Origin of the sequence: Desulfovibrio sp. DV (genome assembly GCF_001936595.1) — a bacterium.
GTDB lineage: Bacteria > Desulfobacterota > Desulfovibrionia > Desulfovibrionales > Desulfovibrionaceae > Solidesulfovibrio.
Window position 1 is genome coordinate 108,013 of sequence record NZ_MLBG01000001.1, and the last position, 12,707, is coordinate 120,719.

11 protein-coding genes are annotated in these 12,707 nt (G+C 64.4%); 9 read left to right on the plus strand and 2 right to left on the minus strand.

The annotated features are described in order from the left end of the window. Nucleotides 1–124 precede the first annotated feature (124 nt). Both DVDV_RS23065 and DVDV_RS00435 read right to left on the minus strand, forming a co-directional pair. Entirely contained in the window at nt 125–595 is a 471-nt protein-coding gene (locus DVDV_RS23065; RefSeq protein WP_254845168.1) for an SH3 domain-containing protein, read from the minus strand. 267 nt (nt 596–862) lie between these two features. Further along, nucleotides 863–2,275, minus strand: coding sequence for a right-handed parallel beta-helix repeat-containing protein (locus DVDV_RS00435; protein ID WP_075352763.1), 1,413 nt, complete (start codon nt 2,273–2,275; stop codon nt 863–865). A gap of 853 nt (nt 2,276–3,128) precedes the next feature. On the opposite strand from DVDV_RS00435, the gene DVDV_RS23715 reads away from it, so the two are divergent. The 9 genes from DVDV_RS23715 to DVDV_RS00475 all read left to right on the plus strand — a co-directional run bounded on the left by DVDV_RS23715 (nt 3,129) and on the right by DVDV_RS00475 (nt 12,611). After that, entirely contained in the window at nt 3,129–3,257 is a 129-nt protein-coding gene (locus DVDV_RS23715) for a hypothetical protein (protein WP_303046316.1), read from the plus strand. After that, entirely contained in the window at nt 3,250–4,899 is a 1,650-nt protein-coding gene (locus tag DVDV_RS00440) for a phage/plasmid primase, P4 family (RefSeq protein ID WP_075352764.1), read from the plus strand. Before DVDV_RS23715 ends, DVDV_RS00440 begins: the two co-directional genes overlap by 8 nt. Nucleotides 4,900–5,154: 255 nt before the next feature. Next, entirely contained in the window at nt 5,155–6,846 is a 1,692-nt protein-coding gene (locus DVDV_RS00445) for a CHC2 zinc finger domain-containing protein (RefSeq protein ID WP_075352765.1), read from the plus strand. Nucleotides 6,847–6,969: 123 nt separating this feature from the next. Continuing rightward, a complete protein-coding gene (locus DVDV_RS00450) occupies nt 6,970–8,307 on the plus strand; it encodes a DNA modification methylase (protein WP_075352766.1) in 1,338 nt (445 codons plus the stop codon). Next, nucleotides 8,304–9,038, plus strand: a complete 735-nt coding sequence (locus DVDV_RS00455) for a hypothetical protein (RefSeq protein ID WP_075352767.1) — start codon at nt 8,304–8,306, stop codon at nt 9,036–9,038. The genes DVDV_RS00450 and DVDV_RS00455 overlap by 4 nt, the downstream gene beginning before the upstream one ends. A gap of 24 nt (nt 9,039–9,062) precedes the next feature. Next, complete coding sequence (locus tag DVDV_RS00460; RefSeq protein ID WP_075352768.1) at nt 9,063–9,608, plus strand: hypothetical protein; 546 nt, start codon at nt 9,063–9,065, stop codon at nt 9,606–9,608. A gap of 13 nt (nt 9,609–9,621) precedes the next feature. Then, a complete protein-coding gene (locus tag DVDV_RS00465) occupies nt 9,622–10,068 on the plus strand; it encodes an ASCH domain-containing protein (protein ID WP_075352800.1) in 447 nt (148 codons plus the stop codon). Nucleotides 10,069–10,479: 411 nt separating this feature from the next. Further along, entirely contained in the window at nt 10,480–12,366 is a 1,887-nt protein-coding gene (locus DVDV_RS00470; protein WP_075352769.1) for a terminase gpA endonuclease subunit, read from the plus strand. An 11-nt stretch (nt 12,367–12,377) separates the two neighbouring features. Further along, nucleotides 12,378–12,611, plus strand: a complete 234-nt coding sequence (locus DVDV_RS00475; protein ID WP_075352770.1) for a helix-turn-helix domain-containing protein — start codon at nt 12,378–12,380, stop codon at nt 12,609–12,611. The last annotated feature ends 96 nt before the right edge of the window (nt 12,612–12,707 follow it).

Below are 12,707 nucleotides of genomic sequence, written 5' to 3' on the forward strand. Positions count from 1 at the left end.
AGAGCGTCATTGTCTACAGCGTCCACCAGTCGGCCCAGGCGCGTGTGTGAGGCCAAGTCGGTCAGAGAGCGGGGGGCGGTGTCGGGAAGGCGCCAACGGTGACGCCTTCCCGACATGGCAAAGACTAGAGGGCCGGACCGCAGGTATTCTGGAAGATGTTGTTGGTGTTGACCCAGCCGCACATGTCGGAGCTTGGCACATGCACCAGGGCCCAGCCTTCGCGGTCGTCCACTAAGACGTCGACCCGGGTGCCGATGGCCAGCTTGGCCAGCTCGCCGCAGTACGTGCCTTCGCAATTGCGGAGGGGCAGACCCGTGAAGCCGGCCTTGGCCGACCACATGGGCGTGGTGGTCCAGGCCTCAGCCATGATGTACGGCTGCCCCGGGCATATGGTCGGAACCATGCGGACTGGGGCTGGGGCCACGGCCATGACCGGGGCCGGAGCCTGCTGCATAACCCTGGGCGCGGCTTTATGGTGGCGCACCCGCTGGACTTTTTTGGGGGGCCTGGGGCCTTCTTCGTCAGCATGGCCCACAACGGCGGAGCCGGACAGCATAGCGACAGCGAGAAACACAGATACGAGAATCCTTTTCATGATGCCTCCTTTTGGGGCCGTAGCCGAGCCTCGACCCGTTCCAAATCCTGAGGGATGCCACTGTTTATCTTTTAATACACCGTCGGCGAATCCGGTCAATGCCGTTTCGCCGCCAGGGAAGGATAAATTGGGACGCAGCGGAGCCTGCCCCGTGAATGACGAATAGATGGAGTTGTATGCTAATTGATATCTGTTATAATTCCTTTGCGTTAACGCTGCCCCAAGCTGGTTCGGGCGGCCCGTCACAATGTCCGGTCGATATGAAGATTATTTCAGGAGCAACAGAAAGGGGGGCGTCCAAGTGCCCTTGGCCTCGAAGGCTCCCAGATCCGGCTTGCCCTTGGAAAGCCGGGGCTCGTAGCTTTGATGCTTCTTGTACTGGTAAAGTACTGGATACGCCTCCGGGTGCAAGGCGGTGCCGACATTGATGCACGGGGATGAAGGGGAGATATGGAAATCCTGGATGCCGGCATTCACGAACCCGGGGGCTTCGCCGGTGATGTTGCCGCCATCGTCGTAGATGGTGCCCGTGAGCCCGCTGTGGCTGTCCGTCCAGTTCGCCTTCAGCCAGTTGTGAGAAAGGTGGAGCACTCCGGTTTGGTCGAGCAGGGCGAGAGCGGTTCCCGAGGCGCTGGTCCAGACGATATTATTGCGGCAGTCACAGGTTTCATCGTTGGTTGAGAGACGCAGCAGGGTCGTGTTGCCTGTTCTCGTCGAGATGACCGTATTTTGATAGAAATGGAGGGTTCCTTTCCTGTATTTGCTCTTGTCGCCGCTGTCGCCTCCATAATGGAGAATCTGACTATTCCCGGCGTTTTCCGGTTCGATTAAGACATTGCCATACACAAATGTCTTGCGGTAGCTGGGGTCATTCACGATTTCTGAACTGTCCTCGGCATCCACAAGGTCAAGCTGCCGATTACCGCTTTCAATCCAGTTGTACCGGATGATGAGGCCGGCGGAGCGATCCTTTAAATTGTTGCCCAGGCAGTCAGCGCGTAATGGACCGAAGAAGTTGAACTGGTAGAGGATACCAATTGCGGCGGTATAGGCATTGTGCTCGTAGATGCTTCCTGCGATCCCGTTATCGTAAATCCGACAACGTTCGATGAGAATGTCACGGGTGGCGTGTGATACGAAGAGGCCATTGCCAGAATCGCGTAGGATGCAGTTTCTGAGGATAATGTTCCGGCCGTTTTCGACATAGATCGCGGCAGTGTTGTTGGCATAATCGCTGAGACCGTTTCGACCGGTGAACTGGTAAGGCGTTCTGCCGCTTCGGATGTCGAGGTTCTCCACCACGATCCAGCTTGGCTCGTCCACGGCTGGAATATTTGCTCCGCCGATTTTGACGACCCCGCGCTCCTCGCTCCAGAAATTGATGCTGCTGCGTGTGGTGGCGTTTCGCCCGTCTATGACGGGCAACTCGCCGTTGGCATTGGGCACGCCTCGAACCGTGAAGGGTTGTTGCTCGGTGCCCTGGACCGCGATTACCCACTTTTCCTGGTAGGGTGTATCCCGCCAGTAGATCAGCACCAAATCGCCGGCACGCATGCTTTCCCAGGGGGCATCGCCGATGTTCGCAGAGGATTTTCCGGGTCCGACCTCATAGGTGGTCGCCAGGACCGGAACCGCCTGAGTAAGAAACATAACGCATAGAAGCAGCACTTTCAGGTTCATGAGACACCTCGCTGTCCGGCATTGTAGTGTGTTCTGGATTGCCGGCCAGGGTCATGACGCCGTCGTCGTGCAGGGTGATGGAGGAGGTGGCTTGGCGTCGGGGGTTTGTGGCTCTATTCGTAGAAGTCCTGGGACGGAATGAGAAAGCGGTAGGAACGGATGGCCGCCGGGCCAAGTGTCTCGCTGATGCCCCAGCTAGCCGGCGGCATCGTGGTAGCAGACCGCGTAGGTGCGGTCCACGGGCTGCCCGGGCTTGCGGACAGTCGATTCGCGGTACAATACGCCCTCGTACTTGGTCTTGATGTGCGCCCGGGGCTGCCCATCGTCCGGCAGTAGCCTACAGGCGCGATTTCGGCAACGACGTTAGCCATGTGTTAGCCGGCAACGAAAAAAGGGTCGCGACGGTATGTCGCGACCCTTTGACTTCGGTTTTGGTGGGCAATGTAGGATTCGAACCTACGGCCTTTGGCTCCGGAGGCCTGGATTCTACTCCCCGGGTAGCCCCAAGCGCCGCCGGGACCATGCATCAACGCTCTCTCCTTTCACCTCTGCTTCCCCGTCATCTGCGATTCGCCGACTAAGCTACTTCTCCTTTCGCTTATCCGTCCCCGTCAGCATTCAGCCCCTGGACTGCATATGTCGCCGCCTTGAGCGGGGCGGGCAGGGGGCATGTGCCCTCGCGTTGGGGTCAGGACATGCGCCCGCCGCGCTCAAGGCGTACCGCTCCGCCGCGCGTGAGCGCGGCGCTCTCCCGGCGCGCCCTCTCTCTCCTCCTCCACCTTGAGCAGACCACGGATGTCCTGGCCGCATGGGCACCCCTGGCCGTTCTGCGGGTCCTTCCCGGGACCTGGAAATGGTCGCGCACGTTGGGTGCGGGTGGTCGCGGATTTTTGCGGAAAAAATCTGGCGGAAAAACGGAAAAACCTTCGGCAGCGGGCTGTTGATGGCCGCCAAACCCAACAGGATTGCTGAAAATGTCTGATTCGAAGTCCGATCCGACGCCGGAAGAAATCGCCCAGGCCCGGGAGCTGGTCGAACGCAGGGTCAAGGAGGAAGGGGCGGCAACGCCTCCGGCCACCACCCCTGCTGTCGACCACGAATTCGTGAAGCGCTGCCTTTACGCCGGGCAAAAGGGCGACGGCCTCATGTTCGCGGCCATGCATCGGGGGCGGCTGCTGTGCGCCCCGGAACTCAAGGGCCAGTGGTTTGAATGGACCGGCTCCTACTGGAAGCAGGTCACGGTCTACCGGGCCGAGGCTGCGGTCGAGGCCGTGGTCGCCCGGTACGATGAGACGCGGCTCCATTTTGAGGCGCAGATCGCCGAGGCCAGACAAGCCCATGATGACGAGACGGTCAAACGGCTGGATAAATTGTGCAAGCGCCTGCGCAAAAACATCGACGATCTGCGCGAGGGGTCAGGGGTCACGGCCAGCCTGCGGTTTGCGCTCTCGAACGACGATCCCCTGCTGGTGCGGATGGAGGATTTCGACGCGGATCCGTACCTGCTCGGGGTGGCCAACGGAGTGGTGGATCTGCGCACGGGCGAGTTTCGCGACGCCCGGCCCACGGATCTTTTGCGGCGCACCTGCGGCGTGGCCTGGGAAGGGATCGATGCGCCGTGCCCGACCTGGGATGCCTTTGTCACGGAGATCGTGGGCGAGGATCCGGAGGTGGCCGCATTCATCCAGCGGGTGTTTGGCTATGCCGCGGCCGGCCTCTCATCCGAACCGCTGTTTGTGGTGCTGGCCGGCGAGGGCCGAAACGGCAAGACGGTCATGGTCGAGACCCTCGGCAAAGTGCTTGGCGACTACATGGGGCCGATCCCGGCCGAGCTGCTCCTGGATCAGGGGCAGGCCCGGGACGCGGACAAACCCACGCCCACCATCATGAGTCTCAACGGGCTGCGCATCGCCTACGCCGCTGAGACTGACGACAACCGCCGGTTTTCGATCTCCCGGGTCAAGTGGCTGTCGGGCGATGACCGGCTCACCGGCCGCTACATGTGGGACCGCGACCCGAGCAGCTTCTACCCGACGCACACCCTTTTCCTCCTGACCAACCATCGTCCCCATGCCGGGGCGCACGAGTACGCCTTTTGGGACCGGCTGCGCCTGGTCAATTTCCCGTTTCGCTACGTGGACAACCCCAAAGGGGAGGGGGAGCGCCTTCGGGACCGCACTTTGCCCGCCCGCCTGGAGCAGGAGCTGCCCGGCATTCTGGCCTGGCTGGTCCGGGGCTGCCTGCTCTGGCAGTCCGAGGGCATCTTGCCGCCGAAATCGGTGCTGGCCGCCACCGAGGAATACAAGCGCGAAGAGGATCACATCCAGGATTTCGTGGAGGAGTGCCTGATCCGGACGCCGGAAGAGAAAGACACCCGGGTCACGGCCACCGCGATCTACGAACTGTACACCCGCTGGCACCTCAAAAACCGGGGCAAATATGTGCCGACCATGAACACTTTCGGCAAACACCTCGGCCGCAAGATCCACAAGGAGCGGCGCGGCGGCGTGATCTACTACTACGAGGTGCGCCTCAACCCGGACGCGGAAGACGCCTATCCCGAAAAGAACAGCAAGGACAAGGGGTTCGACCTTTCAGGGTGGGGCGACAAACCGGCTTGGTGACCAGGACATAGGACATTGGCCAGGACATCCCGCGTTGGATTGTCCTGGGGGCGGGAAGGGGCGCGGACTCTGAATGGAAGGGTGCGCCAGGACATCAGGACCACGGCACGTAATGCCGTCTAAAAACGCTGTACTCGGCTCGGAGCATACCATGTCATCCTGTCCTACTGTCCTACTTTTTAAAAAAGGAAAAGATAATAGGTTGTTAGAGCCAGGATATTGCCAGGACCTTGCCATGCAATCAGGACATCCGCGATGAGCGCCGACATCCTTGGTCTGTTTGAGGCCCACGGGCTGAGGCTCGTGAAAAAAACGGGCAGCGAATGGGCCGCGCCGTGCCCGGCCTGCGGCGGCGAGGACCGTTGCATGGTCCGCCCCGGCGACCATGGCGGCATGGGCGGGTACTGGTGCCGGCAGTGCGAGACCTACGGCGATGCCATCCAGTTTTTGCGCGATTTCGAGAACATGAGCTACGCCGAGGCCTGCCAGCATCTGGGCATGGCCACCCCCAGGTCTACGGCCGCCTTGCCCCGGGTGCCGCGTCCGGCCGCCGGCCAGGATCCGTTTGAGGCCACGCCGTCGGTCCCGCCGGTGGAGGTCTGGTCGACCAAGGCCACGGCCTTTGCCGCCTGGGCCCACCAGCATCTGCTGGCCAACCCCACCTGGTTGTCCTGGCTGGCCGCCCGGGGCCTGCCGCTGGACGCGGTTGTGCGTTACCGGCTGGGCTGGAATCCGGGCGACAAGGGCAAGTCCTGCCTGATCCGGCCGCGCGCCTCCTGGGGGTTGCCGCCGCTCGAGGCCAAGCCCGGTCAGGACAAGCCCAAAACCACCTTTTGGCTCCCGCGCGGGCTGGTCATTCCCCAGCTGCCGGCCGATCCGGACGGCCCGGTGCTGCGCCTGCGCATCCGGCGGCCGGACGAAGACCGCCAGCGGTTTGACCCAAGCAAGAAATATTACGTGATCCCGGGCAGCTCCATGGACGCCATGATCCTGGCCCCGGAGTCTGCGGCTTTTGTCGTGGTCGAGTCCGAACTGGATGCGCTCATGCTGCACCACCAGCTCGGCGACCTGATCGGCGTGGTCTCGGTACAGACCGCCAACGTCAAGAAAATTGCGGCCGACATCCACGCGGCCCTGGCCCGGGCCAAGTCGATCCTGGTGGCCCTGGACGCCGAGGGGGCCGGCGGGGCCGGGGCCAAGGGCTGGCAGCGTTGGGCCGCGTCGTTTCCACGGGCGAAAAGGTGGCCGTGCCCGGTCGGCAAAGATCCCGGTGAAGCCTTTGAAAAAGGCGCGAACCTGCGCGCCTGGGTATTGGCCGGGCTGCCGCCGGCGATGCTCCCAGGACGTTTGCCGACTGGACAGCCGCCCAAAGGGGAGGGGGAAAAACCGGAAGAGGGGACGGGGGGCGCGGTCGCCGGGGACGTGGCGGCTGAGGAAGCGCCGGCGGTGTCAGCCGAAACGGCGGCGTTGTCAACCGAATTGCCGGCGGATGGCGGGGTTTCCGGGGCGTTGTCAGCCGAAGTCTCGGCGGCCGCGCCGGCCGTGCGCTGGCTCGATCCCGACTACGTGACCGCCCTGGGCATGGTGCCCCTGGGGGAGTTGCTCGAGGCTATGGCCACGCACCGGGTGGAGCCGGTGCTGGTGGCCGGGCTGGCCGCGGCTGACGAGCGCGTCCTGGCGCTGCGGCCGGCCGGCGATGTCCCTGCCGAGGCCATGGCCCGGGTGGGGACGCTGTTTTTTGGTCAGTGTCTCGAGGCGGTGCTGTGGTTCGCCCGGCTTGGCGGGCTGCGAGCGGCCAAAGGCCTGACGCCGCTTCGCGGCCGGCCCGATGCTGTCGGGGAGTCGGCCGCCATCGTGCGGCGGTTGGGAGCGGAGCCGGTGGGGCTGGTCTTCGCCGGCTGGACCAGCCTGGACTATTGGCGCGGCCGGGAGGCGGCGCGGCGGTAAATGGAGGGCTGCCGACCGGAGCGCCAACTCCTGCCGGCGGCCGGATGTGCGGGAACGTCCGACCAGGAAACCCCAACCCTCCAGCCATGCATGGCCCGGAGGAGGTAGCACGGGGACTGACGGATGCAAACTCTCAAACTCGAATACTGGCTGGTGGATAGGCTGCGACCCTACGGGCGGAGCCTGCGGAAATACGGGAAATCGGTGGTGGAGCGCATGATGGAGTCGATCAGGGAATACGGATTTCGGGTGCCGGTGCTGGCCCGCTCCTGCGGCGAGGTGGTCAACGGCCATCTTTGCCTCGAGGCTGCCAAGCGCCTGGCGCTGGAAACCGTGCCCGTGATCCTGGCCGACGATCTGTCCGAGGAGCAGGTCCGCACCTTTCGGCTGCTGGTCAACCGCTCTGCGACCTGGGCGGCCTGGGACGATGAGATGGTGGCCCTGGAGCTGGACGAACTGCGCGACCTGGACATGGATCTGGCCCTGACCGGCTTTGACGTGTCCGAGCTGGATGCGCTGCTGGCCCTGCTGCCGCTCGAGGGACGAACCGATCCTGACGACGTACCGCCGCTGCCGGAAACGCCGGTCACTCGGCCGGGCGACGTCTGGCGTCTCGGCCGCCATCGGCTGCTGTGCGGCGACGCCACCGCGCCGGCGGCGTATGCGGCGCTGCTCATCGATGAGCGTCCGGAGCTGGCCGTCACCGATCCGCCCTACAACGTGGCTGTCGAGGGCCGGGCCGGCAAGATCCTCAATGACGACATGGCGGCCGGCGCATTCCGGGAGTTCCTGGGCCGCGCCTTCGCCGCCCTCTATGGCGCGCTGGCCGATGGCGCTGCAGCTTACGTGGCCCACTCCGACACCGAGGGACTCACGTTTCGTGAGTCGTTTCAATCGGCCGGATTCAAGCTGGCCTCGTGCCTCATCTGGCGCAAAAACATCCATGTGCTCGGCCGGGCAGACTATCACTGGCAGCACGAGCCGATCCTCTACGGCTGGAAGCCGACGGGCGGCCACGCCTGGTTCGGCGGCCGCCGCCAGTCCACCCTTATCGAGGCGCTGCCCGGCGCGGTCATCCTGCCGGACGGCCGGGTGCAAATCCCGGCCGGCGACGATCTCTATCTCATCTCCGGCCAGGATCTGACCGTCGAGGTCGCGCCCGGCTCCTTCGTGAGCGTCAACAAACCCGCCAGGAGTGATGACCACCCGACCATGAAACCGGTGGCGCTGCTCGAGCGGCTCATCCGCAATTCCAGCCGCCCGGGCGGCCTGGTCATCGATCCCTTTGGCGGATCCGGCTCCACGCTGATCGCCTGCGAGGGCCTGGGCCGGGTCTGCCGCACCCTCGAACTGGATCCGCGCTTTTGCGACGTCATCATCCGCCGTTGGCAGGAGCACACGGGCGGCGTGGCCGTGGCCCTGGATGGTCGGCCGTTCCCGGCGGCAGGGGGCGCGGCATGACCGAGGACCTGACCCCCTACATCGAGCGCAGCGCGGCTACGGATCTGCCGGCCCTGCTGCGAGCCAAGGAAGAGGCAAAAAGGCGCATGAAAGACGACCCGAGCAAACCCAACGTCGAGGCGTTTCGCACCGTGCGCGACGAGGTCGACAAGGCAGCCACCGACCGCCCGGCCGGCGAGGGCCGGCTTTTCGCCAAAAAGCCCGGCGCGCTGGCCTACCTCCAGGGGCGCGGTTTCGCCATCCAAAAAACCAAGTTTTACGCGGACTGCAAGGCCGGCCTCGTCCCGACCAATGCCCAGGGCCAGTACGAGGAGGCGGTGCTGTTGGCCTATGCGGCCAAACTCCCCGTGGCCGCCAAGGAAGAGGACGGCAAACTCAACTCCGAAGCGCGACGGCGGTTGTCGGCCGATGCCGACCACAAATCCGAGCAGGCGCTGCTGGCCAAAATGCGGCGCGAAAAACTGGAGGGCCAGCTCGTGGCCCGGTCCGAGGTCGCGCGCGGGCTGGCCGCCCGAGCGCAGTTTTTCCGGGCGCAGATCGAGAACTTCGGCCCGCTTCTGGGGGCGCGGATCATTGCCGCCGTGGGTGGCGACGAGGCGCGGCTGCCGGAGTTTTTGGCCCTGTGGGAGGAGGCGACAGCGGATTGGATGGACGCCTGGTCCGAGGACCGGGAGTTCGTGGCCGGGCCGGCAGAGGATCCGTTGGACGATCCGGCTCCGGACGCGGCCTAAACCCCAACACAAGGAGAGCATGGCATGAGCGGCAGACCCTGGAACCAGACGTTTAGCGGTTTGGCCTTTGACCTGGTCAGGCCGGACCGGTCCATGGTGTCCATCAAGGACATCGCCCAATCCCTGGCAAACCTGTGCCGGTTCAACGGCCACAGCAAGCGGTTTTACAGCGTGGCCGAGCACAGCCTGTACGTGTCCCGCGCCGTGCCGCACCACCTCGCCCTGCAGGGGCTGCTGCATGATGCCACCGAGGCCTATGTGGGCGACATGGTCGCGCCGCTGAAATCGTTGCTCCCGGAGTTCAAGGATTTGGAAAACCGCGTCCGTGACGCGATTTGCGCCCGGTTCGGGCTGCCTGTCGAGATGCCCGTTGGCGTCAGGGCTGCGGACAGGGCCATGCTGGCCACGGAGCTGGAGTACCTGATGCTGCCGCCGCCGCAATCCTGGGAGTTGGGGGTGGAACCCTACAAGCTGCACGAGATCGGCCTGTGCCATCCCAACCAGTTCGGGCTGTCGCCGCGCGAGGCGCATCGCCGCTTTCTGGAACGGTTTGCCGAGCTGGCGGTTTGAAGAGGGCTGCGTCATGCGAATCCCAACCCTCGCTCTCTCTGTCCAGCAGCCCTGGGCCTGGCTCATCGTCAACGGTTTCAAGCCGCTCGAAAACCGGACCTGGGTATTGCCGGCCAAGCATGTCGGCCCGGTGCTGATCCAGGCCAGCGCCAAGCCGCTCTTTTCGATCTCCGCCGTCCGCGACATGCTCTATGAGCACCACGCCCGCTACGGCCTGGCCGGTGGCCTGCGCTTCCCGGAGGAGGGCCGGCAGACCGGCGGCATCGTGGGCATGGCCCGTTTCACCGGTTGCACCCGCGACCACGTTTCCCCTTGGGCGGCGCGGGGCCAGTGGCATTGGCTGATTGCCGACGCCAAGCTGCTGCCGTTTATGCCCTGCAAGGGGCGGCTGGGGTTTTTCCGGGTGGACTATGCCCCGGCCAGAGCGGGGCAGGGGAGTTTGATGGGGATGGCGTCGTGATTGCACCCGGTCCGCATCCGCTCCACGACCTCGGGGCGGTCATCTCCAGCGGCGGTCTTAGCGAGTACGGTTTTTGCCGGGCCGGGTTGCGGTGGATCTGCGTGACTATGGCGAGGATGGGGGAAGCGTGACGGCTATGGGCTAAACACTGTCCGCTGCAGTCCACAGTGCAGGAGAAGCCCGCGGGGGCGTACTGTAGTCTGTTTTGTTGGGGACGACAAATGTCATCCCCAATCCCATTCGCCTCACGAGGTAGACCAGCCCCATGGAACAGCAACCACCACCAGACGCCGCTGATGAGGCGGCACGTTGGCGAGAATATGAGCGACGCAAAAAAGCCGAACTGGAGAACGCCCCGGAACCTCAGGCGCTTTGCGAGTTTTGCCGGGATTTGGCCGAGGAGTTAGCCCTTTGAGCGACCCCGAATTTTTCCGCTTCACGGACGCCGAGCGCCGCATTTTCCGCAAGCGCGTTCGCCCGCGCCCCTCGGAGTGGGCAGCCCGCAATATCGTGGTGCAGGACGGTCCCTATGCCGGGTCGCGGCTGCGTATGGATGTCACGCCCTACATGCCCGGCATCATGGACACCCTTTTCCAGCGTCACATCGAGGAAGTGGCCGTCTGCGCCTCGCCGCAGATCTCGAAGTCCGAGCTGCTCTTTGCCTGCCTCTTTTACAGCATGGAGTTTTTCCCGGGGCCGAAGCTCCTGGCCATGCCCGACGAGGATACGCTGGTCCGGGCTGTCGAAAAAAAGCTGCTGCCGCGCATCAAAGGCTCGGCCACCTTGCGCAAGCTCTTTTTGCGCTACGCCAAGGGTGCCCTGGAGCTGGCCGACGGATCCACCTGCTACCTCGCCTCGGCCCAGTCGCCGAGCCAGCGCGCGTCCGTGTCGGTCATGCATCTGTTTTTGGATGAGGTGGACCTCTATCGCCAACTGGCCGGCCAGGGCGCGCCGGTCACGGAATTTGAGGAGCGCGTCATCAGCTACGAGGGCAAGCGCAAAGTCCTCAAAATCTCCAAACCCCTGGGTGATGAGTCGAGCGTGATCTGGGTCACCGTCACCACGGGGTGCGACGAGTTGCGCCGCTGGCATGTGCCGTGCCCGTCGTGCGGCACGGTCCAGGTGATGGATGAGGCCCACGTGGTGGTGCTCGAGGATTGCCGCGATCCCCGGGAGATCAAGCGCCGCAAGCTCGGCCGCTACAAATGCCCGCATTGCAAATATCACTGGACCGACCACGCCCGGAACGTGGCCGTGTCGCGCGGCGAATGGATCGCCGACCAACCCGTGCATCGGCCGCGTGCGGTCGGGTTTCACCTGCCGTCGCTGGTGTCACGTTTCGTGAGTCTCTCCGAGTTCGCGGCCGACAAGGTCGCGGCCGATGATTCGGACGACGACCGGGTCAAGCGGGACTTTAAAAACGGCCGCTGCGCCCTGCCGCACAAAGCCGTGACCATGGAGTCGTCGGAGGCCAACGTCCTGGCCCGCCGGGCCATGTGGCTGCCGGCCAAGACCGTGCCCACCGAGGCCGTGGCCCTCACCTGCGGCATCGACACCCAGGCCAAAAGCTTTTGGTTTTCGGTGGTGGCCTGGGGGCCAACGCTCCAGGGGTGGCTCATCGACTATGGCCAGATCTCCACCTGGGAGGATGTCATGTCCCTGGTGCACGGGACGCGTTATCCGGTGCTCGGCCAACCCGGGACGGACATGGGCATCTGGCGCGTGGCCATTGACTCGGGCGGCAACGCCACCGAGCACGAGGTGCTCACCCGCACCGAAGAGGTCTACGCCTGGTGCCGCTCGCGCGGCGAGGGCCGGCTTTTCCCGACCAAGGGCCGCAGCCGGGACCACCACGTGCCTGTCTCCTGGACCACCATCGACAAGCTGCCGCACTCTGGCCGGGCCATCCCCGGCGGGCTGCAGCTCTATCTGCTCGACGTCAACCACCTGAAAATGGTGCTGTTTAAGCGCCTGACCGCCGAGGCGCGCCAGCCCATCCTGCTCCATGCCGGCGTGGGCGATGATTTCGCCCGCCAGATGTCGGCCGAGCGCCTGGTCAAAGACAAAAATAACAAGCTCGTCTGGGAGCTGCTCCACCGCGACAACCACTTGCTCGACTCGACCGCCAACGCCCTGGCTTGCGTGGACGACTCCTGGTCGCCGTCCCTGCGCTACATGCTCGAGCACCAGGACGATGGCGACGCCTCGGCCCGGGCCGATGAGCACCGGGGCGGCGACACCCCATCCGTCCTGGCCCAGGCCGCCAGCCGTGCCAGCGCCATCCTGGCCAACCGATAACGAGGACACCCATGCGCCAGACAAATCTGCCCCACGATCGCACCGCCCACGGCCCGCTGCTCAACGTCAAGCAGGTGATGGAGCGGCTCGACTGCTCAAAAACATTTGTCTATGACTTGATTAAGTCGCAGCAACTGGCCCACGTCAGGCTGGGCACGGTTAAGGGGCTGCGCGTCCCGGAAAAAAGCCTGAAGCTTTACATCCGCAAAAAAGAGGCGGCGGCCAAGAGCGGGGTGGAATCATGAGGCGTTGGGTCCTTTGCCTGTTGGTATTGTTTGCGGCCGCGCTCTCCGGGTCGCCTGCCCTGGCCGGAGACGAGGCGCGGATCTACGACGCCAAGG

Excerpts from the sequence above, each read along its gene's own strand:
- DVDV_RS00465 (WP_075352800.1), top strand. The coding sequence starts at position 9,622 with ATGCGAATCCCAACCCTCGCTCTCTCTGTCCAGCAGCCCTGGGCCTGG.
- DVDV_RS00450 (WP_075352766.1), top strand. The coding sequence starts at position 6,970 with ATGCAAACTCTCAAACTCGAATACTGGCTGGTGGATAGGCTGCGACCC.
- DVDV_RS00455 (WP_075352767.1), top strand. The coding sequence starts at position 8,304 with ATGACCGAGGACCTGACCCCCTACATCGAGCGCAGCGCGGCTACGGAT.
- DVDV_RS00435 (WP_075352763.1), bottom strand. The coding sequence starts at position 2,275 with ATGAACCTGAAAGTGCTGCTTCTATGCGTTATGTTTCTTACTCAGGCG.
- DVDV_RS00440 (WP_075352764.1), top strand. The coding sequence starts at position 3,250 with ATGTCTGATTCGAAGTCCGATCCGACGCCGGAAGAAATCGCCCAGGCC.
- DVDV_RS00460 (WP_075352768.1), top strand. The coding sequence starts at position 9,063 with ATGAGCGGCAGACCCTGGAACCAGACGTTTAGCGGTTTGGCCTTTGAC.
- DVDV_RS23715 (WP_303046316.1), top strand. The coding sequence starts at position 3,129 with ATGGTCGCGCACGTTGGGTGCGGGTGGTCGCGGATTTTTGCGGAAAAA.
- DVDV_RS00445 (WP_075352765.1), top strand. The coding sequence starts at position 5,155 with ATGAGCGCCGACATCCTTGGTCTGTTTGAGGCCCACGGGCTGAGGCTC.
- DVDV_RS23065 (WP_254845168.1), bottom strand. The coding sequence starts at position 595 with ATGAAAAGGATTCTCGTATCTGTGTTTCTCGCTGTCGCTATGCTGTCC.
- DVDV_RS00475 (WP_075352770.1), top strand. The coding sequence starts at position 12,378 with ATGCGCCAGACAAATCTGCCCCACGATCGCACCGCCCACGGCCCGCTG.